General features: G+C 59.3%; 17 protein-coding genes. 11 read left to right on the top strand and 6 right to left on the bottom strand.

Going from position 1 to position 17,243, the window contains the following annotated elements; translation table 11 throughout:
• The first annotated feature begins 22 nt into the window (after nucleotides 1–22).
• The 11 genes from PY649_RS27125 to PY649_RS27075 all read left to right on the top strand — a co-directional run bounded on the left by PY649_RS27125 (nucleotide 23) and on the right by PY649_RS27075 (nucleotide 11,108).
• Complete coding sequence (locus tag PY649_RS27125) at nucleotides 23–1,009, top strand: ABC transporter permease (RefSeq protein WP_285871968.1); 987 nt, start codon at nucleotides 23–25, stop codon at nucleotides 1,007–1,009.
• Nucleotides 1,010–1,012: 3 nt separating this feature from the next.
• Entirely contained in the window at nucleotides 1,013–1,780 is a 768-nt protein-coding gene (locus tag PY649_RS27120; RefSeq protein WP_285871967.1) for an ATP-binding cassette domain-containing protein, read from the top strand.
• A gap of 216 nt (nucleotides 1,781–1,996) precedes the next feature.
• Nucleotides 1,997–3,022, top strand: a complete 1,026-nt coding sequence (locus PY649_RS27115) for an ABC transporter substrate-binding protein (RefSeq protein WP_285871966.1) — start codon at nucleotides 1,997–1,999, stop codon at nucleotides 3,020–3,022.
• Nucleotides 3,023–3,074: 52 nt separating this feature from the next.
• Entirely contained in the window at nucleotides 3,075–3,842 is a 768-nt protein-coding gene (locus PY649_RS27110; RefSeq protein ID WP_285871965.1) for an ABC transporter ATP-binding protein, read from the top strand.
• The gene (locus PY649_RS27105; RefSeq protein WP_432761415.1) at nucleotides 3,835–4,692 is read left to right on the top strand and encodes an ABC transporter permease; all 858 of its coding nucleotides are present in this window, start codon (nucleotides 3,835–3,837) and stop codon (nucleotides 4,690–4,692) included. The genes PY649_RS27110 and PY649_RS27105 overlap by 8 nt, the downstream gene beginning before the upstream one ends.
• A gap of 365 nt (nucleotides 4,693–5,057) precedes the next feature.
• Nucleotides 5,058–6,320: an ABC transporter substrate-binding protein gene (locus tag PY649_RS27100; protein WP_285871964.1), complete on the top strand. Its 1,263-nt coding sequence runs from the start codon at nucleotides 5,058–5,060 to the stop codon at nucleotides 6,318–6,320.
• 185 nt (nucleotides 6,321–6,505) lie between these two features.
• Nucleotides 6,506–7,429: a carbohydrate ABC transporter permease gene (locus PY649_RS27095; RefSeq protein ID WP_285871963.1), complete on the top strand. Its 924-nt coding sequence runs from the start codon at nucleotides 6,506–6,508 to the stop codon at nucleotides 7,427–7,429.
• Nucleotides 7,430–7,486: 57 nt separating this feature from the next.
• Entirely contained in the window at nucleotides 7,487–8,299 is an 813-nt protein-coding gene (locus tag PY649_RS27090) for a carbohydrate ABC transporter permease (protein ID WP_285871962.1), read from the top strand.
• Nucleotides 8,300–8,303: 4 nt separating this feature from the next.
• A complete protein-coding gene (locus PY649_RS27085) occupies nucleotides 8,304–9,365 on the top strand; it encodes an ABC transporter ATP-binding protein (RefSeq protein WP_285871961.1) in 1,062 nt (353 codons plus the stop codon).
• Nucleotides 9,334–10,122, top strand: a complete 789-nt coding sequence (locus PY649_RS27080) for a formylglycine-generating enzyme family protein (protein WP_285871960.1) — start codon at nucleotides 9,334–9,336, stop codon at nucleotides 10,120–10,122. Before PY649_RS27085 ends, PY649_RS27080 begins: the two co-directional genes overlap by 32 nt.
• Nucleotides 10,101–11,108, top strand: a complete 1,008-nt coding sequence (locus PY649_RS27075) for a ScyD/ScyE family protein (RefSeq protein WP_285871959.1) — start codon at nucleotides 10,101–10,103, stop codon at nucleotides 11,106–11,108. The genes PY649_RS27080 and PY649_RS27075 overlap by 22 nt, the downstream gene beginning before the upstream one ends.
• Before the next feature lie 4 nt (nucleotides 11,109–11,112).
• Here PY649_RS27075 and PY649_RS27070 read toward each other — a convergent pair whose 3' ends face one another.
• The 6 genes from PY649_RS27070 to PY649_RS27045 all read right to left on the bottom strand — a co-directional run bounded on the left by PY649_RS27070 (nucleotide 11,113) and on the right by PY649_RS27045 (nucleotide 16,807).
• Entirely contained in the window at nucleotides 11,113–11,802 is a 690-nt protein-coding gene (locus PY649_RS27070; protein ID WP_285871958.1) for a YoaK family protein, read from the bottom strand.
• Nucleotides 11,803–11,892: 90 nt separating this feature from the next.
• The gene (locus tag PY649_RS27065) at nucleotides 11,893–13,242 is read right to left on the bottom strand and encodes an alginate export family protein (RefSeq protein WP_285871957.1); all 1,350 of its coding nucleotides are present in this window, start codon (nucleotides 13,240–13,242) and stop codon (nucleotides 11,893–11,895) included.
• A 230-nt stretch (nucleotides 13,243–13,472) separates the two neighbouring features.
• A complete protein-coding gene (locus tag PY649_RS27060) occupies nucleotides 13,473–13,946 on the bottom strand; it encodes a DoxX family protein (protein WP_285871955.1) in 474 nt (157 codons plus the stop codon).
• 13 nt (nucleotides 13,947–13,959) lie between these two features.
• Nucleotides 13,960–15,846: an amidohydrolase gene (locus tag PY649_RS27055; protein ID WP_285871953.1), complete on the bottom strand. Its 1,887-nt coding sequence runs from the start codon at nucleotides 15,844–15,846 to the stop codon at nucleotides 13,960–13,962.
• Nucleotides 15,843–16,121: a XapX domain-containing protein gene (locus tag PY649_RS27050; RefSeq protein WP_285871952.1), complete on the bottom strand. Its 279-nt coding sequence runs from the start codon at nucleotides 16,119–16,121 to the stop codon at nucleotides 15,843–15,845. Before PY649_RS27050 ends, PY649_RS27055 begins: the two co-directional genes overlap by 4 nt.
• A 38-nt stretch (nucleotides 16,122–16,159) precedes the next feature.
• The gene (locus PY649_RS27045) at nucleotides 16,160–16,807 is read right to left on the bottom strand and encodes a hydrolase (RefSeq protein WP_285871951.1); all 648 of its coding nucleotides are present in this window, start codon (nucleotides 16,805–16,807) and stop codon (nucleotides 16,160–16,162) included.
• Nucleotides 16,808–17,243 lie beyond the last annotated feature (436 nt).

Raw genomic sequence — 17,243 nt, 5'->3', positions numbered from 1 at the left:
ACACCCTAATCGGTGAGCATCCATGCAACAACATTCCCTTCTTCAGCGCTTTGTTTCGAAACCCGAATTCGGTCCACTTGTCCTGCTGGTCCTTGAGCTTGTGATCTTCTGGTCATTCAATTCGGATTTCCTCTCACTTCAAAACATCAGCAACACTCTCTCCTTTACAGTCGAACTCGGACTTATCGCGTTGGCGATGACCCTGCTGATGACCGCCGGGGAGTTCGATCTGTCCGTCGGTTCGGTGTTCGGCTTCTCTGCCGTTCTGATGTGGACAGTGTTCAACGGCAATCTGATGCCGCTCGGTGCCGCCTTCCTCGTGGCACTCGCTCTCAGCCTCTTCATTGGCTTTGCGAACGGGTGGTTCGTTACAAAGCTGAGCATCCCGTCCTTTTTGGTGACGCTCGGCATGCTCCTGGTTGTGCGAGGCACCGCCCTTTACATCACCGACGGCTTTCCCCAGCACACCTGGACAGCAGGAGGCAACTGGTTTGCCGCACTCTTGGCCGGGAGCTTCTTCATTGGCGGCTTCCGGATGTACATGTCGGTGCTGTGGTTCGCATTGGCGGCGTATGCTGCCCATTTTGTCCTCACGCAGACGAAAATCGGCAATTGGATACAGGCTTCGGGCGGCAATCCCAACGCGGCGCGTGCTCGCGGCGTCAATGTCAACCGAACCAAGATCTATTTGTTCATGGCGTCTTCCGCCATGGCGGCACTTGCGGGCGTGATCAGTTCGATCCGCACGTCGGCGGCAAATCCAAATAGCGGAACCGGTTATGAGCTTGAGGTGATCGCAATGGTGGTCATCGGCGGAACGGTGCTGACGGGCGGGCGGGGTACGATCGTCGGAACCGTGCTCGGCATCTTCATTCTGCGCATCATGCGAAACGGTATCGTGATGGTCGGGGTACCCGGGCTTGCCTATAATATTTTCATTGGAGCCATCATTCTCGGCATGATGGCGCTTCATTCATGGCTCGAGCGGCGACACAACGCGGGAGTGTAGACCATGGCCGAAGACCTTATTCGCATGGAGAAGATCAACAAGTTCTACGGCCGCGTCCATGCGCTCCGCGACGTCAGCCTCACCGTCAAGACGCGGGAGGTTGTGGGCCTGCTCGGCGACAATGGTGCTGGCAAATCAACACTGATCAAGGTGCTATCCGGCGCCGTGCCGTTGACGACCGGAGACATCATCATCAAGGGGCGAAAAGTCGAACTTAAGAGCACGGCAGATGCAATCGCGAACGGAATTGAAACGATTTTTCAGGATTCCTCACTCGTTCCGCAGCTGTCGATTGCCCGAAATCTCTTCCTGGGGCGGGAACCCATTAGGGGAAGCCGCCTCTTCGGCCGATTGGACCAAGAGGCAATGAACGCCTCTGCTCGGGACCTTTTGAAGCGGGTCGGTATAAAAAAGGAAATTCCGCCGGAAACCGCCATTACCGCCCTATCCGGGGGCGAGCGCCAAGCCGTCGCGATCGCCCGCGCCATGCAGTTCGATAGCGACCTGATCATCCTAGACGAGCCGACCAACAATCTGGGCGTTGCCGAAACGCAAGGGGTCCTACGCTTCGTTCGCGAAGCACGCGACACCGGCCACTCCTGCATCTTCATCGCCCACAACATCCACCATGTGTTTCAAGTGGTCGACCGGATCGTCGTCATGCGAGGCGGAAGGGTCGTCGCAGACGACATAGACCCGAAAAAGACGACAATCGAGGAGGTCGAAAGGATTATCACGGGAGAGGAGATGCTCAATGCTGTTGGGGGGTGAGCGTGTTTCAGCATCAAAATTAGTGCTCTGAGATGGTATTCACACGGGCTCAAGCCTTCACGCCATGCCCCAATTGGGCACCGTACTGAACGGGCCACCCTCGTCATGTCCTAAAGGTATGGAGGCCTGATGATTTTTCATTGTCTTCAACGGCATTGAGTGGCAGTGAGGATGTATGACGCCGTCAAGCGCGTCGGCATTGGAGGATACCCCCACATGAATTTCACCTTGAACCGCCGTCAGGCACTCATGGCTATGGGCGCCGCCGGCGCGGCAGCCGCATTTGGAATGCCGGCGCGCGCTGCGACGACGCGCAATCTCGCAGTCCTCAATCTTGCCAGCCATGCGCCGAGCTTCATCGCCTATGAACGCGGCTACTTCAGAGATGCCGGCCTCGACATCGAGTTGAAGTTCTTCGAAGCGGCCCAGCCAATGGCGGTGGCGATCGCGTCCGGCGATGCCGAATTCGGTGTGACGGCAATGAGTGGCGGTCTTATCAGCCTTGCCCAGAAGGGTGCAATCAAGGTCGTCGGCGGCGCGCTGACGGAAGAAAAGGGCATTGTCGGGGCCGTTATCCTGGCATCGAACAAGGCCTATGATGCCGGCCTGACCGATCCTTCCAAGCTGGCGGGCAAGAGCTTCGGTATCACGACGGCCGGTTCGTCTTTCCATTTCATGGCTCATAAGATCGCCGCGGCAAACAACATCAATCTTGCCGACATCCAGCTTCGCCCGCTGCAGAAGCTTGGCGCGATCGTCGGCGCGCTATCGACCGGCCAGATCGATGCCTGGGCCATTCAGGCCAATGTGGCGAACAAGATGATCCGCGAAGGTGCGGCCAAGAAGATCGGCCTCGTCTCCGACTACGCGCCGAACTATCAGGTGACGACCGGCTTTACCTCAACGAAGAATGCCAAGGACGACCGCTCGCTCACCCAGTCTTTCATATCAGCCTATTCCAAGGCGATAGACGATTACAACGCCGCCTTCGTCGACAAGACCGCAGACGACGGGGAGCGCGATGCATTGGCGAAGATCTGCTACAAATATGTCGAAAGCGACAGCCCCTATGAGGTCGCCAAGCAGAACCTGATCGAAGGGGCGATGCGCATCAACAAGGGAATGGCAATTTCGCTCGATAGCTGCATCGAGCAGCTCGAATGGTTCAAGTCGGAGGGCATGGTCAAGGACTCCATCACCAACGACCAGCTTTTCGATACGTCCTACGTCAAGACGATCTGATGGGCTTGCGCAGCAAACCGGAGGCCCGAGCGGTCTCCGGCGGGGAGGCTTCATGGACCTGAAACTCAAAAACATCAATCATTACTACGGATCCGTCGAGGTTCTGCGCGACATCTCCCTCGATATCCCCCAGGGGCAGATCGCCTGTCTGATCGGCCCTTCGGGCTGCGGCAAGTCTACCCTGCTGCGTTTCCTTGGCGGGCTGGAACGCCCCTCCTCCGGCGAAGTCCTGCAGATCGGCCAGCCCCCAAAGGACTGTCTCAACCCGCTCACCTATGTCTTCCAGCACTTCGCCCTGCTGCCCTGGCGCACGGTCGAGGGCAATATCAAGCTCGTGCTCGAGGATCATGGCCTCGGCCGCCGCGAAATGGACGATATCGTCACGAATGTCCTGGAGCGCACGCGACTTTCGGAGTTCCGCAACGCCCTGCCCAAGCAGCTTTCGGGCGGAATGCGCCAGCGGGTCGCAATCAGCCGAGCGCTTGCTGTACGCCCCGCCGTGATGCTGATGGATGAGCCACTTTCGGCGCTTGACAGCCAGACCCGCGAACTCTTGATGGACGACCTGATTTCACTCTGGACCCGCCAGCCCTTCACGTCGGTCTACGTCACCCACAATCTCCATGAGGCGGTCCGGCTCGGCCACCGCGTCGTCATCCTGTCGCGCCGTCCGGGGCGCATCCGTGAAATCGTCGATATCGATATCCCGTTGTCCGAGCGCCACCTCGGCGATCCGGTGCTCGAAGAAAAGCAGAAGCAGCTTTGGGAGCTGATGCGGGAAGAAGCGATGGCCGCCGACAAGGAGCTGGTCAATGTCTGATGTCCGCACACTTCCGGCGCAACCTAGCGTATCCAAAAACGAAGATGCAGGGCAGAAGGCTTTGCCGGTGCAGCCCGTGCCGTTCCGCGGCGGCGGCTTTGCGCCAAGACCGGTTCGCGGCATGGCGCTCGCCGTTTTCGCCGTTCTGCTCGTGCTTGCCGAAATCGGAACCCGCACCGGCTTTATCACCAGCCTCACTCTGCCGCGCCCGACCGCCGTGCTCGAAACGCTGTTGCAGCTCTGGCAGACCGGTGGCCTCTGGAAGCATCTGATCCCCTCGCTGCAGCGGCTTTTCATCGGTGCGGCCCTCGGCATTTCGGTCGGCATCTCGCTCGGAGTGCTGATCGGCCTGTTCAGCTATGTCCGCGCCGGCCTCGTTCCTCTGGTGGCCGCGCTCTTTCCCATTCCGAAGATCGCGCTGCTGCCCCTCTTCATCATCTGGTTCGGCATCGACGAAATGTCGAAATACGCCCTGATCGCTTTCGGCACGTTCGCGCCGACAGTTGTCGCCACCTATGGGGCAGTCGACAACGTCGACCGCTCGCTGATCCGCATGGGCCAGAGCTTCGGGCTGAGCTGGTGGTCCATCGTCCGCAAGATCGTGCTGCCCGGTGCCTTCCCTGCGATCCTTTCCGGCCTGCGCGTTTCCATCTCGATCGCGATCATCCTGCTCGTCGCGGCTGAAATGCTGGGCGCGCAATACGGTGTCGGCTCCTATATCCTCGAGGCCGGTTCGCTCTACGATCTCGAAAAGCTCTTCGCGGGCGTCGCCATCCTGTCGATCATGGGTCTGATCGTGAATTTTGTCATCAGCCAGGTCGAGCGGCGGTTCCTCAGCTGGCGCGAATAGATGTCGCTCGCCATTCCGGTGGACCAAAGTGTTGGCATTGCAATGCCGACCTGGGAGCCGGCGTGGAATTTTGCATGGTCGAACCTTCTCTGGAAGCCCATCGGAACGACCGGTCACAGCGATTAGAAGCGACCTTCGGCAGGGGCAGACAGCACCGCCAGTCGCCGCACCACAGGCTGCAGGCAGTTCTTTGGACGCGGAAGCTTAGTGCAGACCGTCCGCGGGTTATATTCATATAACTCTAATATACATCTCCGCATTAAACGCCTGATGTGTTAGAATAATTTTTTGGAAAAACGCGATTTCGTGGAGGAGGCGGCCGGCATATTTAGCCGCCGGCGCGCCGATCGCGTGGGAGGTGCACAATGCTTCGCAAATTGTTTCTGACCTTGGCGATTGCGGCGTCCACATTTGCAATCAACGGAAACGCATGGGCCGACATCACGATGCTGGTACCCTCGGGCAGCGAGGGCGACGGCCTGAGAGCTGCAGCCGCAGACTACGGGAAATTGAAGGGTACCAAGGTCGAGATCGTCCAGGCTCCTTATGCCAATGTCTTCGAGAAGGCAGCGAATGCCGGCCAGACAAAATCAGGCGCTTTCGATATCGTGCTGATGGACGATCCATGGATCCCATTCTTTGCCGAGAATGGCCATCTCGAGGATCTCAGCAGCTATTTCGCCAAAATTGGGATTCCCGGCCCCGACAATGATTTCCTGGCCAAGTCGCTGGCGGTTTGCCGCAACCCGTACAATAAGGGTCCGTTCGTCTGCATTCCCTATGTCGGCAATGCACAGATGTTCTTTTACGACAGTGCCAAGTTTGCTCAAGCAGGCCTCAAAGGCCAGCCCGCAACCTGGGACGAAGTCTACAAGGCAGCAAAGTCGATCACCGATAACGGCGGAGGACGCTACTACGGCTATGTGTTCCGCGGTGGACAGGGCAATAACGTCGTCGCCGATTTCATGCCGATCCTGTGGTCGTACGGCGCCAATCTTTTCAATGCCGACCGTACGAAGGTGACGCTCGACACCAAGGAAGCCAAGGACGCGATGACGATGTTCATGACGCTCAAGTCGATATCGCCGAAGGGCGTCGAAAGCTTTGCGCCCGAGGATGTCGGCCGAGCAATGACATCGGGCATCGCCGCTTCGTCGATCAATTGGCCGAACTGGGTAGCCACCTTCGAGGACCCGAGCCAGAGCCAGGTGGTTGGCAAGATCTCCTATGCGCCGATGCCGGCAGGCTCACATGCCGGCTCATCGGAAATCGGACATTGGACCATGGGCATAATGTCGGCTTCGAAGAACAAGCAGGAAGCCTTCGACTTCATGATGTGGGCCACCTCGCCCGAGCAGATGAAGATTTCCGCCAAGCGCGGCAATCCGCCGGTCCGCTTCTCGGTGTTTACCGATCCCGAACTGACGTCGCAGCCGCAATTCCGGCATTACCCGATATTGATGCAGGCGATCAACTTCTCGACGCCGCGGCCACGCCATCCAAAGTGGCCTGAGATCGAGAACGCACTCGGCATCGAGCTCTCCAAAGCGGTTGCCGGCACCATCACACCGGACGAGGCCCTGAAGAACGCGCAGGAGTCGATCTCGAAGATTACGAACATGTACTAACGCGGCGTGCATCCATTCGAATGCGTGACGACCGCTAGACCATGTCGACCTACAGCATGACTTGTCCGTCGGTCCTGATCCGGCGAACCATGTGGGAGGGAGCAGCTGGAGTGGGCGGGGTTCAAAACCCCGCCTCCGAAGAACGACAGCAACTGCGCCGGGAGAGGAGCTCGTAGGAGGGGCTGATGGCGAGGTCCGAAAGCGACGTGTTGGTCCTGCAACTTCGACCGGCCGGCGGTCTGGAGCAATGGACGGAACGTCACCTTCGCATCCTCATGCTGGCGCCCACTCTTCTGCTGCTCGCCGGGCTGACGCTCTTTCCGACTGTCTACATGTTCACCGCGGCGGTACAGAGAATCAGCCCCGATCCGAGTGTCCCTCGCGAGTTCATCGGCCTCGGCAATTTCGTGCGGATGCTCTCCGATCCGGAACTTCACCTCGCCATCAAGAACACGGTGGTGTTCACCCTCAGCGCGGTGACGCTTGAATTCCTCCTCGGCCTCGGCCTTGCACTGCTCTTCGATAAATTCATTCGCCGGCTGAATTTCCTCAAGACAATCCTGCTGATCCCAATGATGATTCCACCGATCGCCGTGGCGCTGACCTGGAAGCTTATCTATCAGCCGCAATTCGGCGTACTCAACGAGCTGATGTACCGGCTTGGATTACCCGCCCAGGCATGGGCTGGCGATGTCAACCTCGCCATGGCAACGATCATCGCAGCGGATGTCTGGGAGTGGACGCCGTTCATTTTTCTGCTGATGTTGGCCGGGCTCGCAAGCCTGCCGACCGAGCCCTACGAGGCGGCTCAAGTCGACGGCGCCTCCGCCTGGCGTCAGTTTTGGGACCTGACCATACCCTTTCTCAAGCCGGTGATCGCGATCGCCTTGCTCCTGCGGATCATGGATGCGCTTAGGCTGTTCGATCTGGTGTTCATTCTCACCGTAGGAGGCCCAGCAGGAGCAACCGAAACGCTCAGCCTCTATATCTTCAAGGTCGCGTTCACATTCGTCGACATTGGTTATGCCGCGGCGGTCTCGCTGGTGGTGCTGTTCGTAACGGTCGGCTTCAGCACCTGGTTCATCAAGCGATTGCGGCTGGCGGATTGAGAGGGGCACTGGATGGCAACCCGCCCATGGCATCGAACCGGTGAAGGGATACTCCGGATGCTGGCCTATCTGGGCGTGGCACTCGCGCTGTTCGTCACCATCTTTCCCGTCTACTGGCTCGCCCAGAATTCATTCAAGCTCGACATCGACATCTTCGCCGTCCCGCCGGTGTGGTTCGATTTTCCGCCGACCCTCAAGCACTATGAAGCGGCCTTCATAGGGCAGCCGTTCCTGATCTACGCCCTCAATAGCTTTGTCATCGCCGCGGCGACGACGATCGTTTCCCTGATATTCGGCACCATGGCCGGCTACGCCCTCGCCCGTTTCGAATATCCGGGCCGATGGCGCTACCAGATATCGTTTTGGATTCTGTCGACACGCATGATGCCGCCGATTGCGACGATCATCCCGCTGTTCATCTTCTTCAATTTTTTCCACTTGCTGAACACCAAACTCGCCGTCGTCGTCGCCTACACCGCTTTCAACCTGCCCTTTGTGACCTGGATGATGAAGAGCTACTTCCAGGATCTCCCACCCGAACTTGAAGAGTCCGCGATGGTCGATGGTGACACGCGCTGGGGCGCCTTTCTGCGGATCGCCCTGCCGCTGGCACGACCCGGCATAGCCGCAACGGCGATCTTCAGCCTGATCCTTTCCTGGAATGAATTCCTGCTCGCGCTGATCCTTACCCAAACGGAGCGCTCTATGACGCTGCCGGTTGGCATTTCCGGCCGCGTCACTCAGTACACGACTCATTGGGGCGAGATCAGCGCTGCCGGTTTCCTCGCCAGCGTCCCGATCATCGTCTTCGCGCTGATCGTCCAGAAGCACCTTGTCCGGGGACTGTCGCTCGGCGCGGTCAAAGGCTGAAACCATGGCGTCCGTCACGTTCAACAACGTTTACAAGAAGTTCGGCGAATTCCTTGCAGTGGCCAATTTCAACCTCGAAATCAGGGACAAGGAATTTCTCGTTCTGCTCGGCCCATCCGGCTGCGGCAAGACGACCACCATGCGCATGATCGCTGGCCTCGAGGAGGCGACCTCGGGCGACATCTACATCGATACGGACCGCATCAACGGTGTTCTGCCGAAATATCGCGACGTCGCAATGGTCTTCCAGTCTTACGCCTTGTACCCGCATCTCACGGTCGAGGATAACATCGGATATCCGCTGAAGATTCGCAAAGTGCCGCCCGCCGAACGCAAGCGACGCATCCTCGAGGTCGCGCGACGCGTGGAGCTCGAAACGATGCTGTCGCGGCTTCCGAAGGAACTCTCCGGCGGCCAGCGCCAGCGCGTGGCGCTCGCCCGGGCGATTGTTCGCACCCCGCGGGTCTTTCTGATGGATGAGCCGCTCTCCAATCTCGACGCCAAGCTCCGCACCCAGATGCGGGCCGAACTGAAACACCTCCAGCACGAACTGCAGGTCACGACCATCTACGTTACCCATGACCAGATAGAAGCGATGACGCTTGCCCATCGTGTGGCGGTGATGAACAAGGGCGTCATCGAGCAGCTTGGAACGCCGCGGGAAATCTATAGCGACCCACGCACTCTCTTCGTTGCTGGGTTCATCGGCTCGCCGCCGATGAACCTCATTCCGGGAGAAGTGGGGGACGGTGTATTCGTCAGCGACGGGCTAACCTTGGGGGGCATCGGTCGGGCCACCCACTCCCACACGGTCCTCGGTGTCCGTCCGGAAGACGTTCACGTGGCCGGAGCCGAAGAAGGCGACGTCAACCTGGTTGCGCCGATCTATTCGGTGGAACTTACCGGCGAGAACACGCTTGTCAGCGTCCGGTTGGGAGGACGGCTGATGACCCTGCGTGCCGACAAGAGTTTCGCCGGTCAGATCGATCAAGAAATCGGTATCAAGATTGCCACGGATCGGGTGTTTTTGTTCGATGGAGAGACGCAGCTTCGCATCGATTTCTAGCCTGCTTGGCGTGGCGCTGGCAATCATCCTCGCATCGCGCGCGGGGGCTGGCGATGCCGGCGGTATTGACGGAAATCCGCTGATCGAGATTCCCGCCGGTGCATTCGTCTTCGGCAACGATGACGGCCCCGAAAACGAACGGCCGCGGCGCGTGCTGGAAGGCCGAGCCTTCGCCATCAATCGCACCGAGATCACGAACCGGCAATACCGGAGCTTCGTCAAATCCACCGGTCATCGGTCGGCATTCTACACGGATCATCCGATCCTGGGATTGGACGACAGGCCGGTCGTCGGGGTAAGCTGGTCAGACGCCGATGCTTTTTGCCGTTACTATGGCCTGGCTCTTCCTTCCGAGCAGCAATACGAGAGGGCAGCGCGAGGCACGAAGGGCAGCCGTTACCCATGGGGCGACGCTCCGGCGGACTACACGCGGGCGAATTCCGGCAGCGATACCTGCTGCTCTGCCGATGATCGCGATGGCTATCCCATGACCGCACCAGCTGACTCCTTCACCAACGGCGCGAGCGCCGAGGGCGTCCTCAATCTTGTCGGCAATGTCTGGGAATGGACCGCCGATCTCTACGCCCCCTATGAAGGCGGGCCGCGGATGGCAAACGTCGGGTCTTATCGCGTACTCCGCGGCGGCTCGTGGAACAGCGATCCAAAGCATCTTACGACGACGTATCGTCTCGCCTATGATCCCGATTTCCGCTTCTCAGCCAATGGTGGTTTCCGATGCGTCCGATCCGCGCCTTGATGATTGCCGCAGGTATTCTGCTCCTGGCAGCCAGTGCCAGCGCGGAGCCCATAGTTGCGCCCGGCTATGAGCTCGAGACCTTCAACATGCCGGGCGCGGCCTTCGCAGGCCTGTCGCGCGACGGCGAGGATTTGCTCTTCAGCGATCTCGCGAGCGGACGCCTCTATCGGCGTGGCGCCGATGGCAAGCTTGTTCCGTTCGGCCCGGTATTTCCGCATGGCCCCGACGTGATGGGCGACCCGACCGGCCCCTATCATGTGGTGCGTGCCGGCGATGCCTATATCGTCGCCCAGGGATGGAAACCTGTCGATGCCGACGACAATGCGTTTGACCATGCCCTCATTGCGGTCGGCACCGATGGTCGGGCCCGCATCATCAGCAACGATTTCTGGAATCCGTTCGATTTGATCGTCTCGGGCGGAACCTACTACGTGATCGACTCCGCGCGAAACAGCGTGGAGCGCGTGCAGGCGGACGGACGAAGAAACACGCTCCTGACCTTCGGCCGCCTGACAGAGGCGGCCGCGGCGCTACGGAGCCTTTCACCGACCGAGTTCGCGGAAGGCGGCACCTACGACGTCGACGCAGTGCCGACCGGCATCGCCCTCCGCGACCAGCGCCTCTATGTTTCTCTGTTCGGCGGCTTTCCCTTCCTTGCCGGCGGTGGAAAGATCGTTTCCCTTCCCGAGGCCGACGATGCGCCAAAGCCGCAGCCTGAGGTCGAAGGACTGAATGCACCCGTCGGCATCGCCTTCGACAGCGATGGGGATGTGCTTGTCCTCGAACACGGCACATTCGACCAGAAGCAAGGTTTCCAAAAGGGTAGCGGGCGGTTGCTGAAAATCAACAAGACGACAGGCGACCGGAAGATCATTCTCGATGGCCTGACCCGGCCGGTGTCCGTTCTCGTCTGGGACGAACGGCGGATCGTCGTTTCCGAACTCGGCGGCAACCTCTATTTTCTAACCTACGAAGCTGCGCGCTGACCTGTCATGCCGCTTTTACATCGGTCTTCGGCTGTTCGCCTGACATCAACATGGTGATCAGGGCAATGACGGGCGGGATGACAAAACACCAATCTTTGACCTGCACATAGGCCAGTGCGGCTGCCCCACAGCCAAGGGCGAAAGCGATGACGTTAGCGGTCATTCGGGTAAGCCGAGAAGTGATGGCACCAGCCGCCTCCGGCGCTACACCGCGCATGATGTCGGCGAGATCGATCATGATCTGCGTCGTCGTGCCGGTCATCAATGTGGTCGGCGGTGTGCTGGCCATGTGGATCCGATGCACCGCATTCTGGATCGCCATCGCCGAGACCAGGACCATGCCGGTGATAAGCGCCGGCCATGCGTCGCCATTGGGAAAGGGACCGAGCCGGACTGCCAGCACGGCCCCGGCGACCAGCAGCGCCAGCTTCACCACCAACATCGTGCGGAGCGGCTGCAGCCCGATACGGGCGAGCCCCGGCGCCATATACCTGGAGCCAATCACGACGAGACAGAACATCGGTAACGCCAACAACTTTGCCACGACGCCGGTGGTACCCAGGGCCACGGCAGCGCCGAAAGTGACGAAATTGCCGGTCACATGCGCTGTGAACAGGCCCTGAAGCATCAGGAAGCCGGCGGTATCGACATAGCCTGCATTGACGCTGAGCATCGCTGGAAGAGCTGGCTTCATCGTGTCACTCCTATTGGCGCTCAATATTGTGTAGTTGTTTCCCAATGTCGCTGATTCTCCAACGACTCGTATGAGCTGATCTCCATCGTTTTAGAATTTATATGCGACTGACCCCATCACGAAGTCGACGTCACTGGCATTCGCCTGCCGCATTGCATCGCTAACAAAGAAGTGCACATAGCTGGCGGTAGCCTCGATATGACGATTGACCCGCCAGTCAAGATTAAGCGACGCCTGGCTGCCGGTGTAACGACCGCCGCGCCCTGCGGTACCTGGTACCGGGCTGCCCGACCCGATGTAGATGGCATCGTTTGTCGTCTCGCGCCACAGGAAATCCCAACCCGCTGTCACGCTGATTTTGTCTGTTACCGAAAGCGTGACGTTAGGTTGAAGGTCAAAGAAGTTGCTTGGAAAAATCAGAGAAGCCTCGCTGAAGTATCCAAGCTTCGGAAACAGCGGATTGAACGTACCGAGCGTGTGGTCGTTGGGATCGTGGTCGCCGCTGGCGATGTTGGCCTTCAGGCCGAGGCGCGGTGTCCAGAGGACATTAGAAAGGGTGTACCCAGTGTCGGACGCCACGGTCCACGCGGAAATATCGCGGCCGGCGAACCTTCCGAACTGGCCGGCAGCTTCGAAATTCCAGTCCAGTCCTTTAGAAGACCCGAAGAAGCGGGTGCCAAGTGTTTGGCGCTGCTCATCTCCCGAAACCGTTCCGAACCGCGCGCTGTCGTTTTCGAGGCCGAGATAGTAAAGATCGATCCCCAAATGGGGTGTGACGTTGACGGTCGTGTATAAGCCCCAGAACGCCTGCGAATTGAGGGACTCATCGTCGAAGACACCTTTTGCCAATTTAACAGGACGCGTCAGAAAGGCATCGTATGTCACGTTTCCGATCGTGTCGAAGACGCTGACCCCATCAAAACTGCGACGGATATTCGGCGGCTCTCTCACGGACACAAGTCGTTGCGAACCAAACGCCAGTTCCTGCCGGCCGATCCGGACAGTTGGATCAATGTCGCCCGCAATTGGTAGGCGAACATCGAAGAAGCCTTGCTGCAGATCAAGCGCATCCTCATCTGTCGGCGACAGCGGCTCATTTTTGCCCGGTGCAAAATGGCTGCCGAGCTGAACGAAGGCTCGAAAATTCTGACCCACATGGAGGTCTGCCGACAGGAGGAGCCGATGGAGGAGGTAGCCGTTCGGGCTTACGCCCCCCAACCCGAAATTAGGAGACCAATATTGCTCGAAGCGCTCGCGCAACTCGCCGCCGAAACTGAGATAGACGTCAGGATTACCGCCAATCGGAATATACTTTATCGGATCCCAAAAGTCTGTGCGGCAGGCCGGATTTTGGAGATAGCTGTAGTTCTCATCATATCGAAACGGCTTGTAGGCGGGCGTTTCACAGGCCGCCAGCGCTCCGGTCGGGAGAACTGTCATGGCGAGCAAACAAAGAGGCAGCCATTTCCCGTATCGACAAAACCCACCGGTCGGCCGACGCCGTACGTCTGTGTCACCAGCAAGGGGAGGATTTCTAGTCAAAATCATGGTCCAAGCTCATTCAAATCGGAAATGGATTAGTGGGTTGACCGGCTGTCACTCGTGGCGTCTCACGCGCGCCCAGCAGCCGCAGCGTCGTCGGCGTTCTCCAATAAAAAGCCATTGCAGGATCAGTTTGAACGCTTGTCGGCATCGAGATCGAGCCAGGCGACGAGCAGGAAGCCGCCGACGAGGCCGAGATGCTCGAAGAAGGAATCGGCTGCCATGAAGCGCTCCATTCCTGGTGGCAGTTCCCAGAAACGCAGCGCCAGGAAAGTGGCGAGCAGAGTGAAAGCACCGAGCGCAAGCCCGCCGAGCCAGCGGAAGAAACCTGTCAGGATCATCAACGAAGCAACCAACTCCATAATGATCACCAGCACAGCGAAAGGCGCCGCCGGCGACAGGCCGAAATGTGTCATCTCGCCGATGGCGCCGTTAAAATCCGTCAGCTTGTTGAGGCCGCCCTGCAGATAGGCGGCGCAGAGGCCGAGATAGGCGAGAAAACGTATGGCCGACGAGCCGAAGATCGGCCGGGCCATTGCGGCAAATCTTGCTTGAATGGTGTGAGGTTGCGCCTTTCTGGGCTTCCGTACGATCATCGACATCGCGCCTCTCTCCTCAAACCGCCCAGCAGGAGCAGCCGAGCGCGCCGAAGAAGCCCTTGAGATCGGCGATCGGCAGCTTCGAGGTCCAGGCATTGGCATGGGCGTGGCCGTGGACGTTGCAGTCGTTGGCGCAGCCGCATGAGGCGATCAGGCGGCGATGCAGGGAATTCTTGCCGGCGCCCTCGAGCTCACCCCAAGCGGCATAGCCCTTGAAGCTGCGGACCGGCGACCAGTCGGGCATGGCAGGCGGAACTTCATTTTCGTCGAAATCGGCAAATTCGCCGGCTCCGTAGACGATCTTGCCGCCGACCATGGTGAGTTCGGAGGTCAGGAAGGAAATCTCATCCTCGGCGCAGGCAAAGAAGTCCTTGTCGGGCACGATGAGGTCGGCGAACTGGCCCTTCTCGATGCGGCCCTTCCTGCCTTCCTCGTTGGAGAACCAGGTGACATTCTCCGTCCACATGCGCAGCGCCGTCTCGCGATCGAGACAGTTGGCGCGGGGATAAAGCTGCATGCCGCCTACGGTCTTGCCTGTGATCATCCACGAAAGCGAAACCCACGGATTGTAGGAGGCGACACGCGTGGCATCCGTGCCGGCGGAGACCCTGACGCCCTTTTCTAGCATGCGGGCGATCGGCGGTGTGGCTTCAGCAGCGCCGTGGCCGTAGCGCTCGACGAAATATTCGCCCTGATAGGCCATGCGATGCTGAACGGCGATGCCACCACCCAGGGCGGCGATACGGTCGATCGACTGATCGGAGATCGTCTCGGCGTGGTCGAAGAACCAGTTCAGCCCATCGAGCGGGATGTCCTGGTTGACCTTCTCGAAGACGTCGAGGGCACGCGAGATCGTCTCGTCATAGGTGGCGTGCAGACGCCAGGGCCAGCGGTTTTCGGCAAGAATCCGCACGACCTCTTCCAGCTCGCCTTCCATTTCCGGCGGCATGTCCGGACGCGGCTGGCGGAAGTCTTCGAAATCGGCGGCGGAGAAGACCAACATCTCACCGGCGCCATTGTGGCGGAAATAGTCGTCGCCCTGCTTATGCTTCACCGACGACGTCCAGCTGAGAAAGTCTTCTTTTTCCGCTTTCGGCTTCTGGGTGAACAGGTTGTAGGCAAGCCGCACCGTCATCTGCCCCTCGTCGGCGAGCTTCTGGATAACGGCATAGTCGTCGGGATAGCTCTGGAAGCCGCCGCCGGCATCGATGACGCCCGTGACCCCAAGGCGGTTCAATTCCCGCATGAAATGGCGGGTGGAATTGACCTGATAGTCGAAGGGCAGCTTCGGACCCTTGGCGAGGGTGGAATAGAGAATACCAGCATTGGGCTTTGCCAAAAGAAGCCCTGTCGGATTGCCGTTGGCATCGCGGGTGATCTGGCCCCCGGGCGGCTCGGGCGTGTCCTTTGTATAGCCGACGGCCCGGAGTGCCGCGGCGTTCAGTAGGGCGCGATCATAGAGATGCAGCAGGAAGACCGGCGTATCCGCGGCGATCGCATTGATCTCGTCGATGGTCGGCAGCCGTTTTTCGGCGAACTGGTGCTCGGTGAAGCCGCCGACGACGCGCACCCATTGCGGCGGCGGCGTGATCGCCACCTGCCGTTTCAGCATGTTCATGGCATCGGCCAGCGAGCGCACGCCGTCCCACCGCAATTCCATGTTGAAGTTCAAACCGCCGCGAACGACATGGGTATGGTTGTCGATGAGGCCTGGCAGCACACGCTTGCCCTTGAGGTCGATGACCTTGGTATCAGGCCCGGCGAACGCCATGATCTCGGCGTCGTGGCCGACGGCGAGGAACTTACCGTCCTTGATGGCCACGGCCGTTGCCGATGGGTTGGTTTGGTCAAGCGTCTTGATCAATCCGTGGTGCAGGACCAGGTCAGCGACGGAGGACGTCATGACTGTTTCTCCTCGACATGCTTGGTTTGGGCCGCGGCGTGCCGGCCGGGCAGTTGACCGAAAACGTGGGCGATCGCCTGCGTTTTCTCGCAGGCTGCCGCAAAGGCAGTGCCCGCAAGCACCTGTTTTCCGACAGGGATGACTTGTTCGCCGACCAGAATCCCGAGCAGACCGACAAGTGCGACCAGCGGCGGCGCCGGCGAGCGGACCTGCAACAGGTTGTAGATGATGCCGACCAGAAGGCCGGCACCGAGAGACAAAAGGTACAATTTCATGACGTTCCTCTTCGATGAGAGGGGAAGAGACGAATGGCTTACGCTGCGGCTCCGCCCTCGCTGGCGTGGTCGCCGAGCGCCCATTTCGAGAAGCGGATCTGGATGCCGTAAGGTGAATGGGCCTTGATGATGTCCATGACCCCGTCATAGGTCTCGAGCCGGGCCCAATCCTGCTGCAGCTCGAACACATATTGCAGCGAAGTGATCGGCACGGCGCCGGCTTGGATCATCCGTTCCATCGAACGGGTATGTGCCTCGGGCGAGACGTCGCCGCAGGCATCTGCCGGCACATAGATCTCGAAGCCTTCCTTGAGCATGTCGAGTGTCGGGAACAGCACACAGGCGTGGGTCCACAGCCCGCCAATGACGATCTTCTTTCGGCCGGTTGCGTGCATCGCTTTGCGGAAATTGGCATCGAGCCAAGCATTCATCGAGGTACGGTCAATGATGTCTTGGTTTGGAAAGAGATCGGTTACTTCCGGCATGAACGGACCGGAAAAGGTCTTCGATGCCACGGTCGAGATGACCGTAGGAATCTTGAACAGCTTCGCGGTCTTGGCCAGAATCTGGACGTTGTTGAACGGGACGATGCGATCGTGCGATTGCACGCCCTGATACATTGCGGGCTGATAGTCGATCAGGGCGATGGCGCTGTTCTGAGGAGTAAGCATATCGAGATTTGACATGGATGCGATCCTTTCTGGACGTTGCACTGGGGTGACTGATCGCGCCGCGCATGATCGTGCGGCGGACGAACGGAGGACCGGTCCAGTTCTGGAGATGCTGTGGGTGACAAAAATCGATGGTACTTCTCGGCGAAATATCGAATGCGAGCGATCTCCGCCGCCGCCCCTCTTACTCACCCGTCATTCTAACTCTCCGCGCTGGCCCGGCGTTTTGTTGCCGGCAATGTGTCGGAAAGAGCCTGACAGCTATTGGACAAGGTTGCGGGCCAGAGGACGAACTTGCTCGTTTCAGGCCGCCGATGAAGGACAAAGGGGCCTGGCGATCCAGCACCGAATCACCTGCTTGATGAAGGACCATCGGCATGATCGCTGACGCGCTCCGATGTCCGACCGTCCTACTTTAAACCGTTAGTTTTGGTGTCGAGCCGACCGGACA

The organism is Rhizobium mayense (genome assembly GCF_030272705.1).
Lineage (GTDB): Bacteria > Pseudomonadota > Alphaproteobacteria > Rhizobiales > Rhizobiaceae > Rhizobium > Rhizobium mayense.
This window is presented reverse-complemented; position numbering and strand designations above follow the sequence as displayed.

Excerpts from the sequence above, each read along its gene's own strand:
- PY649_RS27125 (WP_285871968.1), top strand. The coding sequence starts at position 23 with ATGCAACAACATTCCCTTCTTCAGCGCTTTGTTTCGAAACCCGAATTC.
- PY649_RS27120 (WP_285871967.1), top strand. The coding sequence starts at position 1,013 with ATGGCCGAAGACCTTATTCGCATGGAGAAGATCAACAAGTTCTACGGC.
- PY649_RS27115 (WP_285871966.1), top strand. The coding sequence starts at position 1,997 with ATGAATTTCACCTTGAACCGCCGTCAGGCACTCATGGCTATGGGCGCC.
- PY649_RS27110 (WP_285871965.1), top strand. The coding sequence starts at position 3,075 with ATGGACCTGAAACTCAAAAACATCAATCATTACTACGGATCCGTCGAG.
- PY649_RS27105 (WP_432761415.1), top strand. The coding sequence starts at position 3,835 with ATGTCTGATGTCCGCACACTTCCGGCGCAACCTAGCGTATCCAAAAAC.
- PY649_RS27100 (WP_285871964.1), top strand. The coding sequence starts at position 5,058 with ATGCTTCGCAAATTGTTTCTGACCTTGGCGATTGCGGCGTCCACATTT.
- PY649_RS27095 (WP_285871963.1), top strand. The coding sequence starts at position 6,506 with ATGGCGAGGTCCGAAAGCGACGTGTTGGTCCTGCAACTTCGACCGGCC.
- PY649_RS27090 (WP_285871962.1), top strand. The coding sequence starts at position 7,487 with ATGCTGGCCTATCTGGGCGTGGCACTCGCGCTGTTCGTCACCATCTTT.
- PY649_RS27085 (WP_285871961.1), top strand. The coding sequence starts at position 8,304 with ATGGCGTCCGTCACGTTCAACAACGTTTACAAGAAGTTCGGCGAATTC.
- PY649_RS27080 (WP_285871960.1), top strand. The coding sequence starts at position 9,334 with ATGGAGAGACGCAGCTTCGCATCGATTTCTAGCCTGCTTGGCGTGGCG.
- PY649_RS27075 (WP_285871959.1), top strand. The coding sequence starts at position 10,101 with ATGCGTCCGATCCGCGCCTTGATGATTGCCGCAGGTATTCTGCTCCTG.
- PY649_RS27070 (WP_285871958.1), bottom strand. The coding sequence starts at position 11,802 with ATGAAGCCAGCTCTTCCAGCGATGCTCAGCGTCAATGCAGGCTATGTC.
- PY649_RS27065 (WP_285871957.1), bottom strand. The coding sequence starts at position 13,242 with ATGACAGTTCTCCCGACCGGAGCGCTGGCGGCCTGTGAAACGCCCGCC.
- PY649_RS27060 (WP_285871955.1), bottom strand. The coding sequence starts at position 13,946 with ATGTCGATGATCGTACGGAAGCCCAGAAAGGCGCAACCTCACACCATT.
- PY649_RS27055 (WP_285871953.1), bottom strand. The coding sequence starts at position 15,846 with ATGACGTCCTCCGTCGCTGACCTGGTCCTGCACCACGGATTGATCAAG.
- PY649_RS27050 (WP_285871952.1), bottom strand. The coding sequence starts at position 16,121 with ATGAAATTGTACCTTTTGTCTCTCGGTGCCGGCCTTCTGGTCGGCATC.
- PY649_RS27045 (WP_285871951.1), bottom strand. The coding sequence starts at position 16,807 with ATGTCAAATCTCGATATGCTTACTCCTCAGAACAGCGCCATCGCCCTG.